20 protein-coding genes are annotated in these 26,103 nt (G+C 72.9%); 10 read left to right on the top strand and 10 right to left on the bottom strand.

The features are described from left to right. Positions 1–26: 26 nt before the first annotated feature. From ACIP84_RS20395 to ACIP84_RS20405, 3 genes are all read right to left on the bottom strand, one after another. Positions 27–1,253 (bottom strand): tyrosine-type recombinase/integrase, encoded by a 1,227-nt coding sequence (locus ACIP84_RS20395; protein ID WP_401799152.1) that lies wholly within the window; start codon positions 1,251–1,253, stop codon positions 27–29. Between the two features lie 39 nt (positions 1,254–1,292). Continuing rightward, a complete protein-coding gene (locus tag ACIP84_RS20400) occupies positions 1,293–1,718 on the bottom strand; it encodes a hypothetical protein (RefSeq protein ID WP_355957943.1) in 426 nt (141 codons plus the stop codon). 211 nt (positions 1,719–1,929) lie between these two features. Next, positions 1,930–5,694 (bottom strand): ABC transporter ATP-binding protein, encoded by a 3,765-nt coding sequence (locus ACIP84_RS20405; RefSeq protein ID WP_401799155.1) that lies wholly within the window; start codon positions 5,692–5,694, stop codon positions 1,930–1,932. 232 nt (positions 5,695–5,926) lie between these two features. Here ACIP84_RS20405 and ACIP84_RS20410 point away from each other — a divergent pair, with 232 nt between their 5' ends. Continuing rightward, positions 5,927–6,301, top strand: coding sequence for a hypothetical protein (locus ACIP84_RS20410; RefSeq protein ID WP_355957947.1), 375 nt, complete (start codon positions 5,927–5,929; stop codon positions 6,299–6,301). A gap of 106 nt (positions 6,302–6,407) precedes the next feature. Here the strand turns inward: ACIP84_RS20410 and ACIP84_RS20415 are convergent, their stop codons facing one another. The 3 genes from ACIP84_RS20415 to ACIP84_RS20425 form a co-directional block, all read right to left on the bottom strand. Further along, positions 6,408–8,090: a thiamine pyrophosphate-binding protein gene (locus ACIP84_RS20415; protein ID WP_401799157.1), complete on the bottom strand. Its 1,683-nt coding sequence runs from the start codon at positions 8,088–8,090 to the stop codon at positions 6,408–6,410. Between the two features lie 105 nt (positions 8,091–8,195). Next, complete coding sequence (gene speB / locus ACIP84_RS20420) at positions 8,196–9,173, bottom strand: agmatinase (RefSeq protein WP_266966155.1); 978 nt, start codon at positions 9,171–9,173, stop codon at positions 8,196–8,198. A gap of 82 nt (positions 9,174–9,255) precedes the next feature. Then, on the bottom strand, positions 9,256–10,731 hold the full coding sequence (locus ACIP84_RS20425) for a sodium:solute symporter (protein ID WP_401799159.1): 1,476 nt from the start codon (positions 10,729–10,731) through the stop codon (positions 9,256–9,258). A gap of 181 nt (positions 10,732–10,912) precedes the next feature. Here ACIP84_RS20425 and ACIP84_RS20430 point away from each other — a divergent pair, with 181 nt between their 5' ends. Continuing rightward, on the top strand, positions 10,913–12,424 hold the full coding sequence (locus tag ACIP84_RS20430) for a PucR family transcriptional regulator (protein ID WP_401799161.1): 1,512 nt from the start codon (positions 10,913–10,915) through the stop codon (positions 12,422–12,424). A 21-nt stretch (positions 12,425–12,445) separates the two neighbouring features. Here ACIP84_RS20430 and ACIP84_RS20435 read toward each other — a convergent pair whose 3' ends face one another. Then, a complete protein-coding gene (locus tag ACIP84_RS20435; RefSeq protein WP_401799163.1) occupies positions 12,446–13,498 on the bottom strand; it encodes a hypothetical protein in 1,053 nt (350 codons plus the stop codon). Positions 13,499–13,695: 197 nt separating this feature from the next. Further along, the gene (locus ACIP84_RS20440) at positions 13,696–14,304 is read right to left on the bottom strand and encodes a hypothetical protein (RefSeq protein ID WP_401799165.1); all 609 of its coding nucleotides are present in this window, start codon (positions 14,302–14,304) and stop codon (positions 13,696–13,698) included. Between the two features lie 164 nt (positions 14,305–14,468). On the opposite strand from ACIP84_RS20440, the gene ACIP84_RS20445 reads away from it, so the two are divergent. The 4 genes from ACIP84_RS20445 (at position 14,469) to ACIP84_RS20460 (ending at position 18,744) form a co-directional block, all read left to right on the top strand. Continuing rightward, the gene (locus ACIP84_RS20445) at positions 14,469–15,641 is read left to right on the top strand and encodes a helix-turn-helix domain-containing protein (RefSeq protein WP_401799166.1); all 1,173 of its coding nucleotides are present in this window, start codon (positions 14,469–14,471) and stop codon (positions 15,639–15,641) included. 76 nt (positions 15,642–15,717) lie between these two features. Next, positions 15,718–16,875: an acyl-CoA dehydrogenase family protein gene (locus ACIP84_RS20450; RefSeq protein WP_355957990.1), complete on the top strand. Its 1,158-nt coding sequence runs from the start codon at positions 15,718–15,720 to the stop codon at positions 16,873–16,875. 6 nt (positions 16,876–16,881) lie between these two features. Continuing rightward, positions 16,882–17,751, top strand: coding sequence for an acyl-CoA thioesterase II (locus ACIP84_RS20455; RefSeq protein ID WP_355957992.1), 870 nt, complete (start codon positions 16,882–16,884; stop codon positions 17,749–17,751). 24 nt (positions 17,752–17,775) lie between these two features. Then, on the top strand, positions 17,776–18,744 hold the full coding sequence (locus ACIP84_RS20460) for a cation diffusion facilitator family transporter (protein ID WP_401799168.1): 969 nt from the start codon (positions 17,776–17,778) through the stop codon (positions 18,742–18,744). 72 nt (positions 18,745–18,816) lie between these two features. On the opposite strand, the gene ACIP84_RS20465 is transcribed toward ACIP84_RS20460, so the two are convergent. Continuing rightward, a complete protein-coding gene (locus tag ACIP84_RS20465; RefSeq protein ID WP_401799169.1) occupies positions 18,817–19,590 on the bottom strand; it encodes a phosphatase in 774 nt (257 codons plus the stop codon). Positions 19,591–19,668: 78 nt separating this feature from the next. Then, on the bottom strand, positions 19,669–20,277 hold the full coding sequence (locus ACIP84_RS20470; RefSeq protein WP_355957997.1) for a TetR/AcrR family transcriptional regulator: 609 nt from the start codon (positions 20,275–20,277) through the stop codon (positions 19,669–19,671). A gap of 87 nt (positions 20,278–20,364) precedes the next feature. On the opposite strand from ACIP84_RS20470, the gene ACIP84_RS20475 reads away from it, so the two are divergent. From ACIP84_RS20475 to ACIP84_RS20490, 4 genes are read left to right on the top strand one after another with little or no spacing between them, the layout of a single operon-like run. Beyond that, positions 20,365–21,972, top strand: coding sequence for a carboxyl transferase domain-containing protein (locus ACIP84_RS20475; protein ID WP_401799171.1), 1,608 nt, complete (start codon positions 20,365–20,367; stop codon positions 21,970–21,972). 16 nt (positions 21,973–21,988) lie between these two features. Then, complete coding sequence (locus tag ACIP84_RS20480) at positions 21,989–23,914, top strand: acetyl/propionyl/methylcrotonyl-CoA carboxylase subunit alpha (protein WP_401799173.1); 1,926 nt, start codon at positions 21,989–21,991, stop codon at positions 23,912–23,914. Beyond that, complete coding sequence (locus ACIP84_RS20485) at positions 23,911–24,849, top strand: hydroxymethylglutaryl-CoA lyase (RefSeq protein WP_401799174.1); 939 nt, start codon at positions 23,911–23,913, stop codon at positions 24,847–24,849. The genes ACIP84_RS20480 and ACIP84_RS20485 overlap by 4 nt, the downstream gene beginning before the upstream one ends. Before the next feature lie 8 nt (positions 24,850–24,857). Further along, on the top strand, positions 24,858–26,018 hold the full coding sequence (locus ACIP84_RS20490) for an acyl-CoA dehydrogenase family protein (protein ID WP_355958005.1): 1,161 nt from the start codon (positions 24,858–24,860) through the stop codon (positions 26,016–26,018). Positions 26,019–26,103 lie beyond the last annotated feature (85 nt).

Consider the following 26,103-nt stretch of genomic DNA (forward strand, 5'->3'; position numbering starts at 1 on the left):
CGCCGGTGGTAGGGCTCGCGGCGGTCTTAGGCACCGAACACCGCCGCGATGTCGTCGGCAGCGTAGCCGGTCGGGTAACTCACCTGGGGGCGCGGCTGGTTGTAGTGCTCCAGCAGGGCGTCGAAGATCTCCTCGACCCGCACCGCCAGGTAGCGGCTGGTGGTCTGGATGTTCGCATGGCGCAGCACCGCCTGGACCTCGGGCAGCGTGAGCTTGCCGCCGTTGGCCATCCGGTGGGCCGCGGTGTGGCGCAGGTCGTGAAGCGTCCAGTTCGTACGCAGGCTCTGCTGGGCCCGCTGCACCACCCGACGCATCGCCCAGTAGGTCAGAGGCCGGTCCTGACCGTGCCGCGTGCGCCAGACGGGCTGGCCGACCTCCGGCGTGCCGACGCTGTCCAGGTAGCGGGCCAGCCGGACGCATGCCTCCGGCGAGATCGGCACGAGCTCGCGTTCCCGGGTGCCCTTGGTGATGACGTAGAGGCCCGGCTTAGCCCAGTGGATGTCGTCGGTGCCGACACCGAGCAATTCCTCCGCCCGGGCGCCGCTGGAGACGTAGCAGTCGAGCAGGGCTCGGTCCCGTTCGCAACCCATGGCCGCGAACAGCTCGTCCCACAGCGGATCCGGGATGGAGCGCGGCAGCCGGCTGGCAACCTTCTGGCGCAGCCTGGCCCGGCCCAACACCGGCTTGGGCGCCAGCGGGCTCAGGTGACTCAAGGCCCGGCGCCGCTGCGACGAGACAGGCACCGGGTTCGCCACCGGACCGCGTCCGTAGTGCGCATGGAACGTGTAGAAGCCGCTTACTACCGACAGGGCGTGGTTGATCGTCGTCGGTGCGTACCCGGGGCTGAGGTACGGCTTCCCGGTCCGCGGATTGACCGTTCCCGGAGGCGGCGACTGCGGGTTGCGCCGTCGGCGCTGCGGGTTCGGGGCCGTACGTAGCCAGCCGGTCAGGACGGCGGTCTCCGCCTCGGTCGCCCGTTCCCAGGCCACATCGAGCAGCCACAGCAGTCGGAACCAGCGCAGCATCCCGAAGGCGTAGCTACGTGCAGTCAGCGGGCTGCTGTCACTCAGCGCCAGGTCGCGCAGGTACGCGGTGACCGGCTCCACCTCGTGCCCGAGGCCGTTGACAACAATGAAGGGAGGGTGGGCCTCACCGGTTTCCACCACGGCACCAGCGCGGGGCAGCTGGGCCCGACCCTCCATCAGTTCGTGACGTAGATCCACTTCGCTCTCCTTGATCGTGATGACCAACACCGCGATCAACGAGGAGAATGGGGTGCAGATAACTGTGCATCAGCACAGGATCCAGCCGGTGGACGTACCCCGTCCGGCCACCGAACCGCTCGCCCGGACGCAGCGGTTGAGGGCGTGGACGGTGACGGGACCGGCCTGCCGGTCGAACCGGCCGGCCCGGACGGCGGGACGTCCGCCGCGCGGCTGGAGGGAGACGACCATCGGCCGGCGCGCGCCGGGGCGCTTGGCGACGGTGACGGCGCAGGCGTAGTGGCGGGTGCGGTAGAGGCGGAGCTCGCCGGTGGCGAAGGTGATGGTCCGGGTGGGCCGGCCCTGGCAGACGGAGACGGCCTCGGCGGCGCCGGCGGCGGCGCCGGGGACGAGGGTGGCCGGGGTCAGGACGAGGACGAGGGCGGCGAGGAGGGGCGCGAGGACCCGGGCGAGCAGCCGTGGGCCACGTCGTGGGTGCTGCGGGTCCGTGGGCATGTGTTCCCCTCCCGAGTGGATCGGCGTACAGGCGTACGACGCGGCCCGAGCCGGAATGGTTGCCTCCGCTCCGGGTGCCCGCGACGAGCTGGAGCGACCGGGACGGGCGGGGCGGCGCGAAGACGGGGCTCGCGGCTCATGCACCCATCCCACCCCGCCCGCCCGTGCTCCCGTATCCGCCCGCGTACTCACCTGCCGGACGGGCGGGTACTCACACCCGCTCCGGCTCCTCCTCGTCGACCTCGTCGGCGGGTTCGCCGATGAACGTCCGCCACAGCGTCGCGTACCGGCCGTCCAGGGCGAGCAGCTCCTCGTGGGTGCCGTCCTCCACGACCCTGCCGTGGTCCATGAGGACCACCCGGTCGGCGCGGGCGGCGGTGGTCAGCCGGTGGGCGACGACCAGCGTCGTCCGGCGGCCCGCGAGGCGGTCGGTGGCCTGGTTGACCTGGGCCTCGGTGGCCAGGTCGAGGGCCGCCGTGGCCTCGTCGAGGAGCAGGATGTCCGGGTCGACGAGCTCGGCGCGGGCGAGGGCGATGAGCTGGCGCTGACCGGCCGAGAGGTTGCGGCCCCGCTCGGCGACCTCGTGGAGGTAGCCGCCGTCGAGGGTCGCGATCATGTCGTGGGCGCCGACCGCGCGGGCCGCCGCCTCCACCTCGGCGTCGGTCGCCTCGGGACGGCCGTAGGCGATGGCGTCGCGGACCGTCCCGGCGAAGAGGTACGCCTCCTGCGGGACGACACCGAGCCGGTGCCGGTACGCGGTCAGGTCGAGGTCGCGCAGATCGGTGCCGTCGGCGGTGACCCGGCCGCCCGTCGGGTCGTAGAACCGGGCGACCAGCTTGACCAGGGTGGACTTGCCCGCGCCGGTCTCGCCGACGAACGCGACGGTCTGACCGGCCGGGATGCGCAGGTCGATGCCGGTGAGGGCGGTCTCGTCCTTCGGGGCGCCGTTCTCGCCCCCGTACGCGAAGTAGACGTCCTCGAAGGCGATCTCGCCGCGCAGCGACAGCACGTCCAGGGGCGCGGGCGCGGCGGCCGTCGACGTCGGCTCCTGCAGGAGCTCCTGCATCCGCTTCAGCGAGACGGCGGCCTGCTGGTAGCCGTCGAAGACCTGCGAGAGCTGCTGCACGGGGGCGAAGAACAGGTCGATGTAGAGGAGGTAGGCGACGAGCGCGCCGGTGGTGAGCGTGCCGCCGTCGATGCGGTTCGCGCCGACGATCATGACGGCCGCGGCGGCCACCGAGGACAGCAGGGTGACGAACGGGAAGTAGACGGAGATCAGGAACTGACCGCGGACGCGCGCCTCGCGGTAGTGGTCGCTGCGCTCGGCGAACCGGGCCGCGCCCGCCTGCTCGCGGCGGAAGGCCTGCACGATCCGGAGGCCCGAGACGGACTCCTGGAGGTCGGCGTTGACGACGCTGATCCGCTCGCGCGCCAGCTCGTACGCCTTCACGCTGGAGCGGCGGAAGTAGTACGTGGCGACCGCGAGGACCGGCAGGGTCGCGAAGACCACCAGGGCCAGCTGGAGGTCGAGCACGAGCAGCGCGACCATGATCCCGAAGAAGGTCACGACGGAGACGAAGGCGGTGACCAGGCCTGTCTGCAGGAACGTCGACAGGGCGTCCACGTCCGTGGTCATCCGGGTCATGATGCGGCCGGTGAGCTCGCGCTCGTAGTAGTCGAGACCGAGCCGCTGGAGCTGGGCGAAGATCTTCAGGCGCAGCGCGTAGAGGACCCGCTCGCCGGTGCGGCCGGTCATCCGGGTCTCCGCGGTCTGCGCGACCCACTGCACGAGCACGGTGACCAGGGCGAACGCGGAGGCCGCCCAGACGGCGCCGATCGCGAGCCGGTTCACGCCCTCGTCGATGCCGTGCCGGATCAGGACCGGGAGCAGGAGGCCGGCGCCCGCGTCGAGGGCGACCAGGCCGAGGCTGATGAGCAGCGGGACGCCGAAGCCGCGGAGCAGTCGGCGCAGACCGTAGCTGTCCTCGGGCGAGACGGCGCGGCCCTCGTCGATGCCGGGGGTGTCGGTGGCGGGCGGCAGGGCCTCGACGGCGGCCAGCAGCTCGGGGGTGGCCCCGGGCGCGTCGCTCTCCCGGCCGGTGGTCTCGTCCCGGACCCACAGGGCGGGGGTGAGGCCGCGCTCGGCGTCGAACTCGGCGTCCAGTTCGGCCCGCAGGGTGCGGTCCTCGGGGAGCTCGGCCGGGGTGAGGTGGCCGGGCGACACGGCGCCCAGCTCGTCGGGGTCGGTGAGCAGGCGGCGGAAGAGCGGGGAGCGCTCCTCCAGCTCGGCGTAGGTGCCGATGTCGGCGAGCCGGCCGTCCTCGAGGACCGCGATGCGGTCGGCGAGGCCGAGGGTGGAGCGGCGGTGTGCGATGAGCAGGGTCGTACGGCCCGCCATCACCGCCTTCAGGGCCTCGTGGATCTCGTGCTCGACCTTGGCGTCGACGGCGGAGGTGGCGTCGTCGAGGAGGAGCAGCCGGGGGTCGGTGAGGATCGCGCGGGCGAGGGCGACGCGCTGGCGCTGGCCGCCGGAGAGGGTGAGGCCGTGCTCGCCGACCTTGGTGTCGTACCCGGCGGGCAGCTCGGCGATGAAGCGGTCCGCCTGGGCGGCGCGGGCGGCCGCCTCGATCTGCTCCTGGGTGGCGTCCGGGAGGCCGTACGCGATGTTGGCGCGGACGGTGTCGGAGAAGAGGAAGGAGTCCTCGGGGACCAGGCCGATCGCGGCGCGCAGCGAGTCGAGGGTGAGCTCGCGGACGTCGTGGCCGCCGACGAGGACGGCGCCGTGGGTGACGTCGTAGAAGCGCGGGAGGAGCAGGGAGACGGTCGACTTGCCGGAACCGGAGGCGCCGACGACGGCCACGGTCTCGCCGGCGCGGATCTCCAGCGAGAACCCGTCGAGGACGGGGCTGGTCCTGCCGTCGGCGCCCTCGTAGGCGAACGCCACGTCGTCGAACTCGACGGTGGCGGGCGCGTCGGCCGGCAGCTCCTTGGTCCCGTCCTTGATGACCGGCTCGGTGTCGACGAGGTCGAGGACGCGCTCGACACCGGCGCGGGCCTGCTGGCCGACGGTGAGGACCATGGCGAGCATGCGGACCGGGCCGACGAGGGAGGCCAGGTAGGCGGAGAAGGCGACGAAGGTGCCGAGGGTGATCTGGCCGCGGTAGGCGAGCCAGCCGCCGAGGGCGAGGACGGCGACCTGGCCCAGGGCGGGGACGGCCTGGAGGGCCGGGGTGTACCGCGAGTTCAGCCGGATCGTCCGGAGCCGGCCGGCGAACAGCTTCCGCCCGGCCTCCCGGATCTTGCCGGTCTCCTGGTCCTCCTGGCCGAAGCCCTTCACGACCCGGACGCCGGTCACGGCCCCGTCGACGACCCCGGCGACGACCGCGGCCTGCTGCTGCGCGTGCCAGGTGGCGGGGTGGAGGCGGGTACGGCTGCGCTTGGCGATGAACCAGAGGGCGGGGGCGACGGCGAGGGCGACGAGGGTGAGCGGGAGGGACAGCCAGGCCATGACGCCCAGGGAGATGAGGAAGAGCAGCACGTTCCCGATCGTCATCGGGAGCATGAAGAGCAGACCCTGGATGAGCTGCAGGTCGCTGGTGGCCCGCCCGATGACCTGCCCGGTCGACAGCTCGTCCTGCCGCCGCCCGTCGAGCCGGGTGATGGTGGCGTACATGTCGGTCCGCAGGTCGTGCTGGACGTCGAGGGCGAGGCGTCCGCCGTAGTAGCGGCGGACGTAGGTGAGGGCGTAGACGAGGACGGCGGCGCCGATGAGGAGGCCCGTCCAGACGGAGAGGTCCCGGGTCTTCGTCCCGATGACGTCGTCGATGATCACCTTGGTGACCAGCGGCACGAGGGCGAGCACGGCCATGCCGGCCAGCGAGGACCCGAGCGCGAGCAACGTGTTCGCCTTGTACCGCCACGCGTACCCGGCGAGCCTGCGCGCCCAGCCCTGCTGTTTCTCCCCGACCGCCGCCACGAGTGGCCTCCCGTTCGTCCTGCTCTACCGGAAGCCCCAACACGGGTGGGCTGCGATTTCATCCCGCCGCAACAAACCGGGACGAGGATTCGTCCGGAGGTCCCCCGGGGGGCGGGACCGTGGTCCTAGGACCACACGGGGGACACGGCGCGCGAGGGGGCCCGGGGATGGGTAGGGGGTCGGGGAGCCGTCGCGGGGTGGTCTCGCGGGGCGGGCGGGAAAGAGGGTCTACGTGGCGCGGGTCGAGGACGGCAGGCCGTACGGGTGGGGGCAGCTGTACGCGGCGCTGCTCGCGATCAAGGGGCTGGCCGAGGCCGGGCGGGTCGGGCCGGTGTCGGATCAGCAGCTGGAGCGGACCGCGGGGAATCCCCGCAACATCTGCTGGCAGCTCCTGGGCGAGGCGGGGCACCAGGCGTTCCTCGCGCGGGAGCGGGGCGGGGCCGTCGCCGAGGCGGCCGTGGTGGTCATGGCCGACGCGGTCGGACTGATACCCGCACGGCGGGTGCCCCGGGACGGGCTGACCAAGGACGAGGCCGAGGAGTTCCGGCAGGGGTACGAGGCGCGGCTCGCCGAGTACCGGAAGGCGTGGGAGGGGCTCGTCGGGTGACGCGGCGCCGGTGGCCCGGCCGGGCCGGGTGACGCGGTGCCGGTGGCCCGGCCCTTTCGGGTGCGGGCCGCCGGCGCGGCGCGTCCGGGCCGCCGGCGCGGCGCCGTCAGAGGTGCGTCGGCTCGAACATGCGGAGGAGGGCCGGCAGGACGACCACCGACGGGCCCGGGGTCGCGAGCGACTTCGCGAGGTCCGCCGTCAGGGACTCCGGGGTCGTCAGGGTCGCCGGCACGCCGAAGGACTCCGACAGCGCCACGAAGTCCGGGCGGGACAGCTCCGTGCCCGTGGCCTCGCCGAACGCCCCCGTCATGTACTCGCGCAGGATGCCGTAGCCGCCGTCGTCCACGATCAGCCACGTCACGTCCAGGCCGTACTGCTTCGCCGTCGCCAGCTCCGCGATCGAGTACATCGCTCCGCCGTCGCCGGACACCGCGAGCACCGGCCGGCTCGGGTCCGCCGCCGCCGCGCCGAGCGCCGCCGGGAAGCCGTAGCCGAGGCCGCCCGCGCCCTGCGCGGAGTGCATCGTGTTCGGGTGCTTCGCGTCGAAGGCCGACCACGCCCAGTACGCCAGGATCGTCATGTCCCAGAAGCTCGGGGACCGCTCCGGGAGCGCCTCCCGCACCGCCGCGACGATCCGCTGCTCCAGGCCCAGGTCCTGCGCCGCGATGCGGTCCCGGACCTTCGTCAGGACGGCCGAGACGCGCTCGGGAGCGGTCGCGTCCCGGCGCTCCGGCACCGTCTCCAGCAGGGCCTGGAGCGCGAGCCGGGCGTCCGCGTGGATGCCGAGCGCCGGGTGGTTGGACTCCAGCTTCCCGGCGTCCGCCTCGATCTGGATCACCCGGCCGCGCGGCGCGAACGTGTGGTAGTTCGAGGACAGCTCCCCGAGCCCCGAGCCGACGACGAGCAGGACGTCCGCGTCCTCCAGGAAGTCGGTGGTGTGCCGGTCCTCCAGCCAGGACTGCAGCGACAGCGGGTGCTCCCAGGGGAACGCGCCCTTGCCGCCGAAGGTCGTCACCACGGGGACGTCGAGCCGCTCCGCGAGCGCGAGCAGCTTGCCCGAGGCGTCGGAGCGGACGACCCCGCCGCCCGCGATGATCGCCGGGCGCTCGGCGTTCGCCAGGAGGTGCGCGGCGACCGCCGTCAGCTCGGGGCGCGGGGCGACGTCCTCGGGGGTCGCGTCCATCGCCGTCACCACCGGCAGGGTGGTCTCCGCGAGGAGCACGTCCTGCGGGATCTCCACCCAGACCGGCCCGTGCGGGGCGGTGAGCGCCGACTCCCAGGCCGCGGCGATGGCCGACGGGATCTGGGACTGCGTACGGACGGTGTGGACCGACTTCACGACGTCCCGGAAGGACGCCTGCTGGTCGCGCAGCTCGTGCAGGTAGCCGTGCCGACCGCCGCCGAGGCCGGCCACCGGGATCTGGCTGCCGATGGCGAGGACGGGCGCGGAGGCGGCGGCCGCCTCCTGGAGCGCGGCGAGCGACATGAGCGCGCCGGGGCCGGTGGAGAGCAGCAGCGGGGCCGCCTCGCCGGTGATCCGGCCGTACGCGTCGGCGGCGAAGCCCGCGTTGTTCTCGACGCGGAGGCCGACGTACCGGAGGGAGGAGCGGCGCAGGGCGTCGAACATGCCCAGGGCGTGCTGGCCGGGGAGGCCGAAGACGGTGGTGGCGCCGAGGCCGGTGAGGGTCTCGACGACGAGGTCGCCGCCGTTCCGCCCTGCGGGCGGGTTGAGCGCGGCGGTCGTCTGCGCGGCGGTGGGCCGGAGTACCAGGTCGTGGTCGTGGGTCATCGGGTCCCTCTGGGCGTGGCTCGGTCAGTCGGGTGCGGCCCGGTGGCCGGGGGTGTGCCCACCCGTCCCGCCCTGCGGAACGTATGCCCACACCCCCGACGGGTCCTACTTCGCGGTGCGGCTCTCGGCGATCTGGCGGGACATGATCGTCGTGAGTTCGTACGCGGTGTGGGAGGCGGCGACCGCGGTGATCTCGGCGTGGTCGTAGGCCGGGGCGACCTCGACGACGTCCGCCGACACCAGGTTGCAGGAGGAGAGGCCGCGGAGGATCTCCAGGAGCTCGCGGGAGGTCATGCCGCCCGCCTCCGGGGTGCCGGTGCCCGGCGCGTGGGCCGGGTCGAGGCAGTCGATGTCGATGGAGATGTACAGCGGGCGGTCGCCGATGCGCTGGCGCAGCTGGTCGGCGACCTCGTCGGCGCCGCGGCGGTAGATGTCCGCCGAGGTGACGATGCCGAAGCCCATCTTCTCGTCGTCGGTGAGGTCCTGCTTGCCGTACAGCGGGCCGCGGGTGCCGACGTGGGAGAGCGCCTCGGTGTCGAGGATGCCCTCCTCGACGGCGCGGCGGAACGGGGTGCCGTGGGTGTACTCGGCACCGAAGTACGTGTCCCAGGTGTCGAGGTGCGCGTCGAAGTGGAGCAGGGCGACGGGGCCGTGCTTCTTGGCGACGGAGCGGAGCAGCGGCAGCGCGATGGTGTGGTCGCCGCCGAGCGTCATCATGCGGGCGCCGGAGTTCAGCAGGTCGTCCGCCGCGGCCTCGATGGTCTCGACGGCCTCGTTGATGTTGAACGGGTTGGCGGCGATGTCACCGGCGTCCGCGACCTGGGCGAGGGCGAACGGGGAGGCGTCCTGCGCCGGGTTGTACGGGCGGAGCAGGCGGGACGCCTCGCGGATGGCGTTGCCGCCGAAGCGGGCGCCGGGGCGGTAGGAGACGCCGCTGTCGAAGGGGACGCCGACCACGGCGATGTCGGCGGTGCCGACCTCGTCGAGCCGCGGCAGCCGGGCGAACGTCGCGGGACCGGCGTACCGCGGGATGCGGGACGAGTCGATCGGGCCGCGCGGGGTGTTCTGGTCGCTGCTGCTCATGGTCGGGTCCTCCTGGGGTGTATCGGTGGGGGTCCGGTCGGGGCCTCGGGTCTCGGGGCCCCGTCCGGGAGTCTCGGTGCGGTCAGCCGGTCGCGGGGGCCGGAGCGGTCTCCGGCACCGAGTCGGCCTCGGGGTTCTCCCGGCCCGCGAGGCGGGCGCGCCAGTGCGCGAGCACGGCGGCGTCCGTCGGGCGGGTCGCCAGGGAAACGATCACATATGCGGCGAGCGAGGCCAACAAACCATAGTAAACAGGCTGATTCGCAAGGATTCCGTAAGTCCACATCAGGCCAATGACGGCCAGGCCGCCGACGGTGACCGCGGCGAGCGCGCCCTGGACCGTGCCGCGGCGCCAGAGGAGTCCGCCGAGGATCGGCACGAGGAGCCCGCCGACCAGCAGGTTGTAGGCCACGGTGAGGGCCTGGACGACGTCGTTGAGGGCGATGGCGATGAGGATGACGGCGACGCCCATGATCAGGATGAAGGCGCGGTTGCCCTTCACCTCGTCGTGGTCGCCCTTGTCCACCGACACGGTTCCGCGCAGCCGCGACCAGATGTCGTTGTTGGCGACGGTGGCGCAGGCGATCAGCGCGCCGGAGGAGGTCGACATGACAGCGGCGAGGGCCGCGGCGAGGACGAGGCCCCGGACACCCATCGGCAGCTCGTCCTTGACGATGGTGGCGAAGGCGTCGTCGGCGCTGGGCAGGTTCGGGTAGAGCACCTTCGCGGCGGTGCCGATGACGGCTCCGGCGAGGGCGTACGCGAGGCAGTACGTGCCGGCGACGGTGCCGCCCCACTTGGCGACCTTGTCGGTGCGGGCGGTGAAGACCCGCTGCCAGATGTCCTGGCCGATGAGCATGCCGAAGGTGTAGATCAGCACGTACGTGAAGATCGTCTCGCCGCCGATGCCGAGGGGCTCGAAGTACGAGGTGGGCAGCGCGGCCTTCATCTCGGCGAAGCCGCCCGCCTTGACGACGGCGATCGGCAGCAGCAGGAGCAGCACGCCGATGGTCTTCACGACGAACTGCACCATGTCGGTGATGGTGATGGACCACATGCCGCCGAGCGTCGAGTAGGCGACGACGATGGTGCCGCCGAGGACGATCGCGAGGGTCCGGGGCAGGTCGAAGAGGACGTCGAAGATCGTGGCGTACGCGATGGTCGAGGTGACCGCGAGCATCAGCGTGTACGCCCACATGACGACGCCCGAGATGACGCCGGCCCTGCCGCCGTAGCGCAGGTCGAGCATCTCGGAGACGGTGTAGACCTTCAGCCGGGCGATCCGGGCGGAGAAGAAGACGCTCAGCGCGAGCAGGCCGAGGCCGATGGCGAAGACCATCCAGGCGCCCGAGAGGCCGTACTTGTAGCCGAGGCCCACGCCACCGATGGTGGAGGCGCCGCCGAGGACGATGGCGGCCATCGTGCCGGAGTACATCCAGGGACCGAGGCGGCGCCCGGCGACCAGGAACTCGCTCTTGGACTTGGCGCGGCGCATGCCCCACCAGCCCATCGCGAGCATGCCGGCCAGGTACAGGGCGATCACTGTGTAGTCGACGGCCATGGGGCCTCCTTCGTTCACCTCGGTGGCGTGTCGTGCAGGGGAGTGGCCAGAAGCTGATCGCGGGGACATCCGCCCGTACCCGCGGCCTCTGGATGCCATGACAGTAGGTGGCCGGAAAGCGACGATGAAGTGTACGTTTCCTCCACTGACCGGGCGGGGGATGTACGAAGGGCCCATCACCATGACCTCCGCCGAGCCCGCCGCCACCCCTCCCGCGCCGCCGGTCTCGCTGGCCGCGCTGCTCGCCCGGCGCGACCTCGGGCTGCGGCTGCTCGCCGGCCCCGAGGACGTCTCGGTCCACTGGGTGCACACCTCGGAGATGGCCGACCCGTACCCGTACCTCCTCGGCGGTGAGCTGCTGATGACGGCGGGCGTGCTGCTCGCCGATCCGGCGCACTACGTGGAGCGGGTGGTGGAGGCGGGGGCCGCGGCGCTCGCCTTCGGCGTGACGCCGGTGTACGACACGGTCCCCGCGGAGCTCGTCGAGGCCTGCGCCCGGCACGGTCTGCCGCTGGTCGAGGTGCCGCCGAGGACCCCGTTCACGGCGGTGGCCCGGGCGCTGTGGCGGCTGATGGCGGAGGCCCGGCTGCACGAGCTCCGCCGGGTGACGGAGGCGCAGCAGTCCCTGGCGGCCGCCGCGGCCCGGCCGGCCCCGGTCCCGGCGGTGCTCGGCGCGCTCGCCTCACGGCTCGGGGGGCGGGCGGTGCTCTTCGGCGCGGACGGTACGGAGTCGGTGGCGGCCGGCCGGGAGGCACCGGCGGAGGCGACCCGGGCGCTGCGGGACCTCGCGGGCGTCCTCGGCCCGCGCCCGGGCGGCCCGGCCTCGGCGAGCGGGGACGGCGGCGGGCTCCGGCTCGCCGCGTACGCGCTCGGCGGCGGGGACGGGCTGACGCTCGGGGTGGCGACGGAGCGGCGCGGCCCCGGGGACCACACCATCGCGGGGGTCGCGGTCGTCCTGCTCTCCCTGCTGACGGCCCCGCACCGGGGCGCGGACGCGACCGTACGGGACGGGGCCCTGGTCCGGCTCCTGCTCGGCACGGCCCCGGCGGAGATCGCGGACACCCTGGGCCCGGGCCCGTGGACGGTGGTCCACGCCTCGGGCGGCGACGGCACCCCGTTCGCGGCGGCGGGCCTGGCGGCGGCCCTGGGCACACCGCTGATGGACACGGGCGGCACGGCTGCGGGGCCGACGGACTCGGCGGGCACGGCTCCCGGCGCGGCGGGCTCGGGAGGTACGGCTGCGAGGGCCGCGTCGCTCGGAGTCGTACGCCTGCTCCTGCCCGCCCCCTCCCCCGTCACCGCTCAGTCCGGCTGGACGCTGGGGGTGAGCGCCCCCGTCGAGGCGGGCGAGCTCGCGGCGGCCGACGCGCAGGCGGCGCGGGCCCTGCGGCGGGCGGAGGCGACCGGGGCGGATCTGGTGCGGCACCGCCCGGGCGGGATCGCCGCCCTGGTGGACCCGGACGAGGCCACCGCCCACGCGCGCGCTCTCCTCGCCCCGCTGAGCGAACCACTCGCCGAGACCCTGGGCGTCTGGCTCTCGCTGCACGGCGGCTGGGACCGAACGGCCGCCGCGATGGACATCCACCGCAACACCGTCCGCCAGCGGATCGCCCGCTGCGCCGCCCTCCTGGACCGGGACCTGGACGACCCGGACGTGCGGATGGAGCTGTGGTTCGCGCTCAAGTCGCGGTGAGGGGCGCGGCCGGGGCGCGGATCACCGGGCGCCCGCGGCCTGGACTCCCGCGGCCTGGGCGGCCGCCAGTTCCTCGACCCGGCTGCGGTAGGCCGCGGCCAGGTCGCCGCCGTTCGCACCGGGAACGCCCTCGGGACCGGCCCCGAGGGACTCCAGGACCGCGTCGGCACGGGCCTGACGGTCCGCCAGGCCGTCCATGGTGCGCGGGTACAGCAGGTCGAGCCCTCGCTTGTCGCCGTCCGACAGGTTCTGGCCGTCACCGGCCGGCGCGCAGCTGCTGGGGGTGGACTTGTAGAAGAACGCCGGGAACCGGTACAGCATGACGGACTTCGTGTCGAAGGGCCCGGCGACGAGGTCCGGGGAGTCCACGGTGCGCAGGTTGTGATCCACCTTCGCGCGCGGCCACCGGTTCGGCGCGCCCGCGAGGAACGTGTAGATGCCGGGTTGCCGACCCTGGGCGTCCGCCACGAAGGCACCGGTCGGGTCCTGCATGGGGAGGTACCCGGGCGGGTCCTCCCAGCGGAACTCGCCCTCGCAGGTGCCGCGCATGTTCTGGTGGGAGTGGTGGAACCCCAGTGCGTGCAGGAACTCGTGCCGCACGGTGCCCTCCCACTGGACGGGCCTGTTCGACACGAACCGGCCGAGGTTCAGGCTGCGCTGGCCGGGGTTGCCGCCCACCGGGCCTCCTCCCGCGCCGATGGCACTGTCCGTGCTGTCGGTGCCCACGAGGGAGAAGAAGCCCGGCAGGTCGAAGCTGACCCTGATCTCGGCGGCGAGGACGGTGTCGTCCTCGGTCCACCGCCGGAACGTTCCATCGCCGTTCTGCCCGAAGTCGAGTGTCAGGTTGCAGGCGTCGGTGATCTGCTTGGTCGCTCCGGCGACGTCCGCGTGCAGCTGGTCGTTCCCGTCGAGGAACGCGACCCGCACCGTCTTGCCCAGGGGCCATCTCCCGATGTCGGTGACGAGGAACTCCAGGCCGCCGGCGGCGGCTGCGCGCCGCCAGCGGTCCCGTACCTCGATCTGGGCGACGACGTCGTCGGGCAGGGATTCGAGAGGGAGGGATTCGAGTTCCATGACGCGTCCTTTCGCATCACATACGAAACGGTCCCCCCGGCCTGGAGCGGCCTGTTGACGGACGGGCAGCTCGGCTCGACCCACGAGCATGCCGACGTCGGAAGCTCAAACTCATCTCCCAGTATCGCCCGGATGGCGGAACTCTGCGACTTGACTGTCACTCTGAGTAGTCCGCCATCCGGCAGGATGACGCTGCGTCAGGACCAGAGCTTGTTCACGGCGGTCTTGGTCGTCGCCTTGAAGGCCGTCAGCGGGGCGTCCTTGAAGTCGCCCATCTGGCCCCACCGGACGAAGGTGACGGTCCTGCCGTCACGGCCCACCGAGAAGAGGTGGATGTCGGTGTTGCCGACCTGCGGGTCGGCGGTGTCCAGGCTGTAGACCCAGGCGCCCTCCTCGACGGCGACCTTGCCGTGCGCGGCGCTGACGGCCTTCAGGCCCGGGTTCTGCCGCTCAAGCAGGGGCCCGCAGCCGGCGAGGGCCTTGCGGAGGGTGTCGACCAGCTTCACGGCGTCGGCCTCGGTGCGGGCGACGGTGGTGATCTGCACGCCGTTGGTGTCGAGCTCGGTGCTGAACTCGCGGTAGCGGGAGTTCTGCGCCGGGATCTTGTACGGGGCGCAGAGGGCGCCGCCGTTCTCCGGGACGCCGGTGAAGACCTGGGTGGCGGTCCACGGGGTCGACGACGGCGGCATCTGGGAGGCGGCGAGGAAGGCGGGCTGGGCAGCGGCCTGCGCCGGGCCCGTGGCGAGGGCCGCGAGGCCCAGGGCTGCGGCGGCGCTGGTGGCGAGTGCGGTACGGAGCTTGTTCATGGTGGTGGATCCCCCGTCGGGTCGTTCGGTCAGTGCTCGACCAGCGTCGGGCCGACCCCCCGCCGCCTGCAACGGTGACGCGCCCGCCCTCCGTCCCGGAACCATTCCACCCCCGCTGACGTGCAAGGACGTGAAGGGTGGGACGCAGGGTCGAGGGGGATGGAATGCCGAAGGACACCGCCGTCGAGGAGTTCGCGCGGCTCGTGCGCGCGCTGAAGGCGCGGGACGGGAGGAGTTACGAGGCGCTGGGCCGGCGCCTGAGCGTCAGCGCGTCCACCCTCCACCGCTACTGCTCCGGCGCGACCGTCCCGGAGGAGTTCGCCGTGGTCGACCGCCTCGCCCTGCTGTGCGGGTCGGACGAGGAGGAGCGGCGGGTGCTGGAGGTGGCCTGGACCCGCGCGGACGGCGCCCGCCGCCCTCCGGCGCCGGAACCCGGCGCGGAGCCGGCGCCCGGGCCCGGCCCGGAGCCCGAGCCCGGCCCGGAGCCCGCGCCGGGCACGGAGGCGGCGCCGGCCCCGGAGGCGGCGCCCCGGCCGGAACCCGTGCACGCGCTCGTACCGGGCCTCCCGTCCGAGCGGCGGAGGCGCCGTTGGGGGTGGGTGGGCGTGGTCTGCGGGGCGCTGGCGGTCGTGGGGACGGTGACGCTCGGAGCCGTACTCCTGCCCGGGAAGACCCGGGAGCGGGCCGCCGAACCACCGGCGCCGCTGACGTGGACGGTCGCCTCGGACCTCTGGAAGAACGGGTGCGGGCACACCTACCTCGTGGAGCGGACGCCCCCTCCCCCGCCGGAGGCGGCCGACGCGCGGAGCTGGGCGGCCGCGCAGGGGGCCGTGGACGGCGGGGAGACGCTGGTGCGGGTGTCGGTGCAGGGGAAGAGCACGGCGGCGGTGGTGCTCCAGGCGCTGCACGTGCGGGTGGTGGACCGGGGCGCGCCGCTGCCGTGGGCGGGATACCGGATGGACGACGGGTGCGGCGGCGCGGTGACGCCGCGCCGTTTCGAGGTGGACCTGGACCGGCCGCGGCCGGTGGCGCGGGCCCTGGACGGGTACGACGCCTCAGGGCAGGAGGGCCGGACGCTCCCGGCGGTCTCCTTCCCGTACGCGGTCAGCGCCGCCGAGCCGGAGGAGCTGCTGGTCTCGGCGGAGGCGGCCGGGTGCGACTGCCGGTGGTACCTGGAGCTGGAGTGGAGCTCGGAGGGGCGCCGGGGCACGGTCCGGATCGGTGACGAGGACGGCGCGCCCTTCCGGACGAGCGGGGCGAAGGGGCGGCCCGTGTACGGGTACGACTCCGTAGGACGGGCCTGGATCACAGGCGATAAGTCTGGACAGGGCGGGTGACCGCTGGGTAACTTCGTTGGCGAAAGACTGAGCAAGCGCTTAGACAACAGGGCCCGCACATCGGAGGAGTCGCACCGTGCGCCGTACCGTATTCAACGAGGACCACGAGGCGTTCCGGGAGACCATCCGCGCCTTCATCGAGGCCGAGGTCGTCCCGGTCTACGACGAGTGGTTCGCGGCCGGCCAGGCGCCGCGCGAGTTCTACGACAAGCTCGGCGAGCTGGGCATCTTCGGCATCAACGTGCCCGAGGAGTTCGGCGGCGCGGGCCTGGACACCCACAAGTTCGAGGCCGTCCTCTACGAGGAGACCTCGCGCGCCGGTGTGCAGTTCGGCGGCTCCGGTGTCCACGTGCTGCTCGCCCTGCCGTACATCAAGATGCTCGCCACCGGCGACCAGAAGAAGCGCTACCTGCCGAAGTTCGTCACCGGCGAGGAGATGTGGGCCCTCGCGATGACCGAGCCGGGCACCGGCTCCGACGTCGCGGGCATGAAGACCACCGCCAAGCTCTCCGAGGACGGCACGCACTACGTCCTCAACGGCGCCAAGACCTTCATCACCGGTGGCGTCCACGCCGACCGCGTGATCGTCTGCGCCCGTACGTCCGCCCCGACGGCCGAGGACCGCCGCTTCGGCATCTCCCTCTTCGCCGTGGACACGAAGTCCGAGGGCTACTCCATCGGCCGCAAGCTGGACAAGCTGGGCCTGCGCACCTCCGACACGGCCGAGCTGGCCTTCGTCGACGTCAAGGTGCCCGTCGAGGACCTCCTCGGCGAGGAGGGCAAGGGCTTCTCCTACCTCGGCCACAACCTGGCCTCCGAGCGCTGGGGCATCGCCTTCGGCGCGTACGCGCAGGCCAAGGCCGCCGTGCGCTTCGCCAAGGAGTACGTGCAGGACCGCACCGTCTTCGGCAAGCCGGTCGCGCACTTCCAGAACACCAAGTTCGAGCTGGCCGCCTGCCAGGCCGAGGTCGACGCCGCCGAGGCCGTGGCCGACCGCGCCCTGGAGGCCCTGGACGCGGGCGAGCTGTCCCCGGCCGAGGCCGCGAGCGCCAAGCTCTTCTGCACCGAGGTCGCGCACCGCGTCATCGACCGCTGCCTCCAGCTGCACGGCGGCTACGGCTACATGAACGAGTACCCGATCGCGCGTCTGTACGCCGACAACCGCGTCAACCGCATCTACGGCGGCACCAGCGAGATCATGAAGTCGATCATCGCCAAGTCGATGGGCCTCTAGGTCCACGTGCCCGACACACCCAGCGCCCTGGATGCCCTGCTCGATCTGCTCGACCTGGAGCGGATCGAGCGGGACATCTTCCGGGGCGAGTCCCGCTCCGCGCTCGTCCCCCGCGTCTTCGGCGGCCAGGTGGCCGCCCAGGCCCTGGTGGCGGCCGGGCGGACGGTCCCCGAAGACCGCCTGGCGCACTCGCTCCACGCGTACTTCCTGCGTCCCGGGGACCCGGGCGCGCCGATCGTCTACACGGTCGACCGGATTCGCGACGGACGCTCCTTCACCACCCGCCGGGTCGTCGCCGTCCAGCACGGGCAGCCGATCTTCCACCTCTCGGCGTCCTTCCAGACGTACGAGGAGGGGCTCGACCACCAGGCGGACATGCCGGCCGCGCCGGACCCGGAGTCGCTGCCCACGCCGGCCGAGATGCTGCCCCGCCACCTCCCCCGCGAGGTCGCGGACCGGCTGATCGACGCGAGGGCGGCCGTCGACCTCCGCTATGCCGAGGTCCCGCCGTGGGGCTCGGTCGGGGAACCGCGCGAGCCGCGCTCGCAGGTCTGGTTCCGCACCAACGGCAAGCTGGCCGACGATCCCCTCCTCCACGTCGTCCTCGCCACGTACGTCTCCGACATGACGCTGCTCGACTCCGTCCTGCTCGCGCACGGGCGGGGCGGCTGGGCGGTCGGGGACGTCGTCGGGGCGTCCCTGGACCACGCGATGTGGTTCCACCGTCCCTTCCGGGCCGACGAATGGCTCCTGTACGACCAGGAGTCGCCGACCGCGTCCGGCGGACGCGGCCTGGGCCAGGCCCGGATCTACACGCAGGACGGCAGGCTCGCGATCTCGGTCATCCAGGAGGGTGTCGTTCGCGTGCCGCGCTGACGGCCGGACATACCGTCCGATGTCATGGCAGAGCAGTCGGGCAGCGGTGAGAGCACGTTCACGGTGATCGTGGCGGCGGTGGCGAATCTGGGGATCGCCGCCGCCAAGGCCGTCGCCGGCGTCATCAGCGGATCCAGCGCGATGCTGTCGGAGGCCGCCCACTCGGTCGCCGACACCGTCACCGAGGTCATGCTGCTGACCGCGCTCAAGCGGAGCGAGAAGCCGGCGGACGAGGACCACCCGGTGGGCTACGCGGGCGAGCGGTACGTCTGGGCGCTGCTCGCGGCCGTGGCGACCTTCGTGGGCGGCGCGGTCTTCTCGGTCTACGACGGCATCCACACCCTCACCCACGGCGAGGAGGTGGGCGACCCGCTGATCTCCTACATCGTGCTGGGCGTCGCCTTCGTCCTGGAGGGCTACTCGCTCCGGACCGGCGTCCGGCAGATGCGGGCCGAGGCGGAACGGTCCCGGATCCCCTTCGCCCGCTACCTCCGCCTCACCCCCGACACCACCGTGAAGGCGGTGGTGATGGAGGACTCCGCCGCCCTGGCCGGCCTGATGCTGGCGGCAGGCGGCCTCCTCGGCGTCCAGATCACCGGCTCCAGCGTCTGGGACGGCGTCGCCTCGATCCTCATCGGCGCGCTGCTCGTGTACGTGGCCTGGGTGCTGGGACGCTCCAACGCCGAACTCCTCATCGGCCGGCCGCTCCCGAAACGGGTACGTGCCGAGGTCCGCGAGGAGCTGCTCTCCGTCCCGCACATCGTGGACGTCCTCGACCTGACGACGCTCATCCAGGGGCCGGGCGAGGTCCTGATCGCGGCGAAGGTGGACTTCCGGGACGTGTCGTCGGCGGCGCAGGTCGAGTGGGCGTGCGAGGACGCCGAGTCCCAGCTCCGGGAACGCTTCCCGTCGATCCGCCGGGTCTACCTGGACCCGACGCCGGGGGTGGAGCAGCGCCGGGACCGGCGGCCCTCCGATCCGGGCCCGGTCTGAGCCGCCTCGGCGCGGGGCGTCCGTGTCCTCCGGCCCGGCGACCCGGCCCGGGGCGCTCGGGCCGTCAGCGCGTCAGAGCAGGCCCGCCGCGTTCAGGGTGTAGGCCGTCATCGGCTCGTAGAAGCGCGGGTCGAGGACGTGGTCGTCCAGCGGGATCGTGACCTGCATCGTGCCCTCGGCCTCGCCGATGAAGAGGGCGGGGTCGTTGCAGTCGGCGTAGCCCACGGAGTCGATCCCCCGCTGGCCCGCCCGCCCGGCCCAGCCGTGGTCCGCGATCACCAGGTCGGGCCGGCCGTCCTCGCCGAGGGCGTCGAGGATCGCGTTCATCGGCTCCGGGGAGTGGGTGTGCCAGAGGCTCGCGCCCCGCTCGAAGACCGCGACGTCGGCGAACTGCACGACGTACCCCTCGTCGGCGACGAGCCCGCCGGGGATCTTCACGATGTCGCAGCCCTGGGCGCGCAGCCCGGCCGCGACACGGCTGTGCACGTCGATCAGCGCGCCGGGGTGGCCGGTCGCGAAGAGGACCCGCTCCTTGCCGGCGGCGGCCTTGCGCAGCCGGGCGGCCATCCGCTCCAGGCCGTCGACGGTGAGCTCGGGGTCGATGGTGTCCTGGCCGGACCGGTGGGCCGGGTCGTCGATGACACCGCAGCGCTCGGCCATCACGGCGAGCACGTCCTGCTCGTCGGTCCAGCGGTCGCCGAGCTCCAGGCCGAGCCAGTAGTGCCGGTCGCCGTTGGCGAGCTTGCGGTAGTGGGAGAGGTTGTTGTCGCGCGGGGTGGCGACGTCTCCCGCGATCCGGCTGCGGACGAGGTGCTCGACAAGGGCGGGGCGGCTGAGTATCGGCATGGGGCTCATTCTGGCCGACGGCCCGCCGTTGTGGGCAATCGTTCCGTCCCGTGGACCCGCCGGGTGCCGGGCGGGCGCTCAGCCCTTGAGCGCTCCGAAGGCACCGTGGGCCAAGCGCCGGAGCAGCTCCTCCATCGGCCGGCGCCCCACCGCGTCGAGGTGCGGCGTCGAGTTGAGCAGGCCGAACACCGCGTGGACCGCCGTCCGCGACTCCGACTCCCCCGCGTCCGGGTAGAGCTCCCGCACGACCGTGACCCACAGCTCCACGTACTGCCGCTGGAGCTGCCGAACCCGCTTGCGGTCCTCGTCCTTGAGGCGGTCCAGCTCGCGGTCGTGGAGGGTGATCAGCGGCCGGTCGTCGAGGGCGAAGTCGATGTGGCCGTCGATGAGGGCGCCGAGCAGGGCCTCGGGGTCGCCGGTGGTCTCGCCGACCCGCAGCCGGCCGCCGTCGAGGAGCCGCTCGCTGATGCCGACGAGGAGCTCGGCGAGCATCGCGTCCTTGCCGGGGAAGTGGCGGTAGAGGCCGGGGCCGCTGATGCCGACGGCGGCTCCTATCTCGTCCACGCCCACGCCGTGGAAGCCGCGCTCGGCGAAGAGGCGGGCGGCCTCCTTGAGGATCTGCCGGCGCCGTGTCGGGGCGTCGGTCCTGCCGGTGGCGGTCCGGGTCGTGGCGGGGGTCGTGGTCATGGATTCGATTCTAGACAACCCGGTTAGCGGTCGTTAACCTGAACGGCATACGTTAACGCTCATTAACCGAGCAAGGGAGCTCGAGGGATGCAGCAGGCACCTGTGCTGGCGAGTGCGGCGGATCCCGCCTCGCCGGCCTGGCAGGCGAACGAGGCGGCGCACCACGAGCTGGCGGCCGTCCTGCGCGCCAAGCTCGCGCAGGCGGCGCTGGGCGGCGGTGAGAAGTCCCGGGCCCGGCACACCGCGCGCGGGAAGCTGCTGCCGAGGGACCGGGTGGACACCCTCCTCGACCCCGGCTCCCCCTTCCTGGAGCTGGCGCCGCTCGCGGCGAACGGGATGTACGGCGACGCGGCCCCGGCGGCCGGGGTCATCGCGGGCATCGGCCGGGTCTCGGGCCGCGAGTGCGTGATCGTCGCGAACGACGCCACGGTCAAGGGCGGCACGTACTACCCGATGACGGTGAAGAAGCACCTCAGGGCCCAGGAGGTGGCGCTGGAGAACCGTCTCCCCTGCCTCTACCTGGTCGACTCGGGCGGCGCGTTCCTGCCGATGCAGGACGAGGTCTTCCCCGACCGGGAGCACTTCGGCCGGATCTTCTACAACCAGGCCCGGATGTCCGGCGCGGGCATCCCGCAGATCGCGGCGGTCCTCGGTTCGTGCACGGCCGGCGGCGCGTACGTGCCGGCGATGAGCGACGAGGCCGTGATCGTACGGAACCAGGGCACGATCTTCCTCGGCGGCCCGCCGCTGGTGAAGGCGGCGACCGGTGAGGTCGTGACGGCGGAGGAGCTGGGCGGCGGCGAGGTCCACTCGCGGATCTCAGGGGTCACCGACCACCTCGCCGAGGACGACGCCCACGCGCTGCGGATCGTACGGAACATCGTGGCGACGCTCCCCGGGCGCGGCCGGCTGCCGTGGTCGGTCGAGCCGGTCGAGGAGCCGAAGGTGGATCCGGCCGGGCTGTACGGCGCGGTGCCGGTGGACTCCCGCACCCCGTACGACGTCCGCGAGGTCATCGCCCGGGTCGTGGACGGCTCCCGCTTCCAGGAGTTCAAGTCCGAGTACGGGCAGACGCTGATCACCGGCTTCGCCCGGATCCACGGGCACCCGGTCGGCATCGTCGCCAACAACGGCATCCTGTTCGCCGAGTCCGCCCAGAAGGGCGCGCACTTCATCGAGCTGTGCGACCAGCGCGGCATCCCGCTGGTCTTCCTGCAGAACATCACCGGCTTCATGGTCGGCAAGGCGTACGAGCACGGCGGCATCGCCAAGCACGGCGCCAAGATGGTGACGGCCGTGGCCACCACCCGGGTCCCGAAGCTGACGGTGGTCGTCGGCGGTTCGTACGGCGCGGGCAACTACTCGATGTGCGGCCGGGCGTACTCGCCGCGCTTCCTGTGGATGTGGCCGAACGCCAAGATCTCGGTCATGGGCGGCGAGCAGGCCGCGTCCGTCCTCGCGACCGTCAAGCGCGACCAGCTCGGCGACGAGTGGAGCGCGGAGGACGAGGAGGCCTTCAAGGCCCCGATCCGCGAGCAGTACGAGACCCAGGGCAGCGCCTACTACGCGAGCGCCCGGCTCTGGGACGACGGGGTCATCGATCCGATGGAGACCCGGCAGGTCCTCGGACTCGCCCTGACCGCCTGTGCCAACGCGCCCCTGGGAGACCCCCAGTTCGGCGTCTTCCGGATGTGAGGGTGTGAGGACGTCCATGTTCGACACAGTGCTCGTCGCGAATCGCGGCGAGATCGCGGTCCGGGTCATCCGCACGCTGCGGGCGCTCGGTGTGCGTTCGGTCGCGGTGTACAGCGACGCGGACGCCGACGCCCGGCACGTACGGGAGGCGGACACGGCGGTACGGATCGGACCGCCGCCGGCCTCGGAGTCGTACCTGTCGGTGGAGGCGCTCCTCGACGCGGCCCGCCGGACGGGCGCGCAGGCGGTGCACCCCGGGTACGGCTTCCTCGCGGAGAACGCCGGGTTCGCGCAGGCCTGCGCGGACGCGGGGCTCGTCTTCATCGGCCCGCCGGCCTCGGCGATCTCGCTGATGGGCGACAAGATCAGGGCGAAGGAGACGGTGAAGGCGGCGGGTGTCCCCGTCGTCCCCGGCGCGGCCGACCCCGAGCTTGAGGCCGCGGCGCGCGAGTTGGGCGCGCCGGTGCTGCTCAAGCCGAGCGCGGGCGGCGGCGGCAAGGGCATGCGGCTGGTCCGCGACCTGTCGACGCTGACGGAGGAGATCGCGTCCGCGCGCCGCGAGGCCCGTGCCTCCTTCGGTGACGACACGCTGCTGGTGGAGCGGTGGATCGACCGGCCCCGGCACATCGAGATCCAGGTCCTGGCGGACGCCCACGGGAACGTGATCCACCTGGGCGAGCGCGAGTGCTCGCTCCAGCGCCGCCACCAGAAGATCATCGAGGAGGCGCCGAGCGTCCTGCTGACCCCGGAGCTCCGGGCGTCGATGGGCGCGGCGGCGGTCGAGGCGGCGCGCTCCTGCGGGTATGTGGGCGCGGGCACGGTCGAGTTCATCGTGCCGGGCGGCGACCCGTCCTCGTACTGCTTCATGGAGATGAACACCCGTCTCCAGGTCGAGCACCCGGTCACCGAGCTGATCACCGGCGTGGACCTGGTGGAGTGGCAGCTGCGCGTGGCGTCGGGCGAGCCGCTGCCCTTCGCCCAGGAGGACATCACCCTCACGGGCTGGGCGGTCGAGGCGCGGATCTGCGCGGAGGACCCGTCCCGGGGCTTCCTGCCCTCGGGCGGCACGGTGCTTGCCCTGAACGAGCCGGCGGGCGAAGGGGTCCGCACGGACTCGGGCCTGTCGGAGGGTACGGAGGTCTCGTCCCTCTACGACCCGATGCTGTCGAAGGTCATCGTCCACGCCGAGGACCGCCCGACGGCCCTGCGCCGGCTGCGCGCGGCCCTGGCGGACACGGTGACCCTGGGCGTCCCGACGAACGCGGGCTTCCTGCGCCGGCTCCTCGCCCACCAGGACGTCGTCTCCGGCGCCCTGGACACCGGCCTGGTCGAGCGGGACGCGGAGAGCCTGGTCCCGGAGGGCGTCCCGGAGGAGGTGTACGCGGCGGCGGCGGCCGTACGGCTCGCGGAGCTGGCCCCGGCCGCCGGGGGAGGCTGGACCGACCCGTTCTCGGTGCCGAGCGGCTGGCGCCTGGGCGGCAGCCCGGCCCCGCTCCCCTTCCCCGTGCGGGCGGCGGGCCTCGAAGCCGTCACGGCCGAGGCGCCGGCCGGCGCCCGGGTCACGGAGACCTCCGTGACGGTCACGGTGGACGGCGTCGTCCACCGCTTCCACCGGGCCGGCGACTGGCTGGGCCGTGACGGCGACTCCTGGCACGTCATGGATCACGACCCCGTCGCCGCCGCGCTCTCCGGTGCCCGGCACGGGGGTGCCGACACGCTCGCCGCTCCCATGCCGGGGACCGTGACCGTCGTCAAGGTGGCCGTCGGCGACGAGGTCGAGGCCGGGCAGAGCCTGCTGGTCGTCGAGGCGATGAAGATGGAGCACGTCATCTCCGCCCCGCACGCCGGCACCGTCACCGAGCTGGACGTCACGCCCGGTTCGACCGTCGCCATGGACCAGGTCCTGGCCGTGGTGGCGCCCCGCGAGGAGGAGGGCGCATGACCGCCGCAGGACTGCCCATGGTCGTGCCCGATCCGGCGCTGCCGGCGCGGGTGCGGATCCACGAGGTCGGCGCGCGCGACGGGCTGCAGAACGAGAAGGGCGCCGTCCCGACGGACGTGAAGGCGGAGTTCATCCGGCGGCTCGCCGCCGCCGGGCTGTCCACCGTCGAGGCGACCAGCTTCGTGCACCCCAGGTGGGTGCCCCAGCTGGCGGACGCGGAGGACCTGTTCCCGCTGGTCCGCGATCTGCCGGTCCGGCTCCCGGTGCTCGTGCCGAACGAGCGCGGCCTCGACCGCGCCCTCGCCCTCGGCGTCCGGGAGATCGCCGTCTTCGCCTCCGCCACGGAGTCCTTCGCGAAGGCCAACCTCAACCGGACCGTCGACGAGGCCCTCGCCCTCTTCGCCCCCACGGTCACCCGTGCCATAGAGGCGGGGCTCAAGGTCCGCGGCTATCTGTCGATGTGCTTCGGCGACCCCTGGGAGGGCGCCGTCCCCGTCGAGCAGGTCGTCCGCGTGACGAAGGCCCTCGCCGAGATGGGCTGCGACGAGCTGAGCCTCGGCGACACGATCGGGGTCGCCACCCCCGGGCATGTGACGCACCTGCTCCGGGCGCTCGACGACGCGGGCGTCCCGACCTCCCGCCTGGCCGTGCACTTCCACGACACCTACGGCCAGGCCCTCTCCAACACGCTCGCCGCCCTCCGCCACGGAGTGACCACGGTCGACGCCTCCGCCGGCGGCCTCGGCGGCTGCCCGTACGCGAAGAGCGCGACCGGAAATCTCGCCACCGAGGATCTCGTGTGGATGCTCGACGGTCTCGGCATCGAGACCGGGGTCGATCTGGCCGCCCTCACCGCCACAAGCGTGTGGATGGCCGAACAGCTGGGCCGGCCCAGCCCCTCCCGTACCGTCCGCGCCCTCTCCCACAAGGAGTGACGTCCCCCATGTCTCTCGACCACCGGCTCTCCGCAGAGCACGAGGAACTCCGCCGTACCGTCGAGGCGTTCGCGCACGACGTCGTCGCGCCGAAGATCGGCGACTACTACGAGCGGCACGAGTTCCCGTACGAGATCGTCCGCGAGATGGGCCGCATGGGCCTGTTCGGGCTGCCGTTCCCCGAGGAGTTCGGCGGCATGGGCGGTGACTACCTGGCGCTCGGCATCGCCCTGGAGGAGCTGGCCCGGGTCGACTCCTCCGTCGCGATCACCCTGGAGGCGGGGGTCTCGCTGGGCGCGATGCCCGTGTACCTCTTCGGTACGGACGAGCAGAAGCGCGAGTGGCTGCCGAGGCTGTGCGCCGGCGAGCTGCTCGGTGCCTTCGGCCTGACCGAGCCGGGCGCCGGTTCGGACGCGGGCGGCACCCGTACGACGGCCGTGCGCGACGGCGACCACTGGGTCGTCAACGGTTCGAAGTGCTTCATCACCAACTCCGGTACGGACATCACGGGTCTGGTCACGGTCACGGCGGTCACCGGCCGCAAGCCCGACGGCCGGCCGCTGATCTCCTCGATCATCGTCCCCTCCGGCACCCCCGGTTTCACCGTCGCCGCCCCCTACTCGAAGGTCGGCTGGAACGCCTCGGACACCCGTGAGCTGTCCTTCGACGACGTGCGCGTCCCGGTGGAGAACCTGCTCGGCGAGGAGGGCCGCGGGTACGCGCAGTTCCTGCGGATCCTGGACGAGGGCCGGGTCGCGATCGCGGCGCTGGCGACGGGTCTGGCGCAGGGCTGTGTCGACGAGTCGGTGAAGTACGCGAAGGAGCGTCACGCCTTCGGCCGGCCGATCGGCGACAACCAGGCCATCCAGTTCAAGATCGCCGACATGGAGATGCGGGCGCACATGGCCCGGATCGGCTGGCGGGACGCGGCCTCGCGACTGGTCCGCGGCGAGACGTTCAAGAAGGAGGCGGCGATCGCGAAGCTGTACTCCTCGACGGTGGCCGTGGACAACGCCCGTGAGGCGACCCAGATCCACGGCGGCTACGGCTTCATGAACGAGTACCCGGTGGCCCGGATGTGGCGCGACTCGAAGATCCTGGAGATCGGCGAGGGCACGAGCGAGGTCCAGCGGATGCTGATCGCCCGCGAGTTGGGCCTCCAGGCCTGACCCGGCCCGGCCAGGCCTGACTGCGCCCACGTCGGCCGTCCCGGCCCGGCACGGCACCCGGCACGGCTCTCGCGGAGGGTCCGTC

This window comes from Streptomyces sp. NPDC088707 (genome assembly GCF_044752725.1).
Lineage (GTDB): Bacteria > Actinomycetota > Actinomycetes > Streptomycetales > Streptomycetaceae > Streptomyces.

Coding starts and splice junctions, on each gene's coding strand:
- ACIP84_RS20425 (WP_401799159.1), bottom strand. CDS start 10,731: ATGGCCGTCGACTACACAGTGATCGCCCTGTACCTGGCCGGCATGCTC.
- speB (WP_266966155.1), bottom strand. CDS start 9,173: ATGAGCAGCAGCGACCAGAACACCCCGCGCGGCCCGATCGACTCGTCC.
- ACIP84_RS20480 (WP_401799173.1), top strand. CDS start 21,989: ATGTTCGACACAGTGCTCGTCGCGAATCGCGGCGAGATCGCGGTCCGG.
- ACIP84_RS20460 (WP_401799168.1), top strand. CDS start 17,776: ATGGCAGAGCAGTCGGGCAGCGGTGAGAGCACGTTCACGGTGATCGTG.
- ACIP84_RS20475 (WP_401799171.1), top strand. CDS start 20,365: ATGCAGCAGGCACCTGTGCTGGCGAGTGCGGCGGATCCCGCCTCGCCG.
- ACIP84_RS20485 (WP_401799174.1), top strand. CDS start 23,911: ATGACCGCCGCAGGACTGCCCATGGTCGTGCCCGATCCGGCGCTGCCG.
- ACIP84_RS20490 (WP_355958005.1), top strand. CDS start 24,858: ATGTCTCTCGACCACCGGCTCTCCGCAGAGCACGAGGAACTCCGCCGT.
- ACIP84_RS20470 (WP_355957997.1), bottom strand. CDS start 20,277: ATGACCACGACCCCCGCCACGACCCGGACCGCCACCGGCAGGACCGAC.
- ACIP84_RS20435 (WP_401799163.1), bottom strand. CDS start 13,498: ATGGAACTCGAATCCCTCCCTCTCGAATCCCTGCCCGACGACGTCGTC.
- ACIP84_RS20415 (WP_401799157.1), bottom strand. CDS start 8,090: ATGACCCACGACCACGACCTGGTACTCCGGCCCACCGCCGCGCAGACG.
- ACIP84_RS20465 (WP_401799169.1), bottom strand. CDS start 19,590: ATGCCGATACTCAGCCGCCCCGCCCTTGTCGAGCACCTCGTCCGCAGC.
- ACIP84_RS20445 (WP_401799166.1), top strand. CDS start 14,469: ATGCCGAAGGACACCGCCGTCGAGGAGTTCGCGCGGCTCGTGCGCGCG.
- ACIP84_RS20400 (WP_355957943.1), bottom strand. CDS start 1,718: ATGCCCACGGACCCGCAGCACCCACGACGTGGCCCACGGCTGCTCGCC.
- ACIP84_RS20440 (WP_401799165.1), bottom strand. CDS start 14,304: ATGAACAAGCTCCGTACCGCACTCGCCACCAGCGCCGCCGCAGCCCTG.
- ACIP84_RS20430 (WP_401799161.1), top strand. CDS start 10,913: ATGACCTCCGCCGAGCCCGCCGCCACCCCTCCCGCGCCGCCGGTCTCG.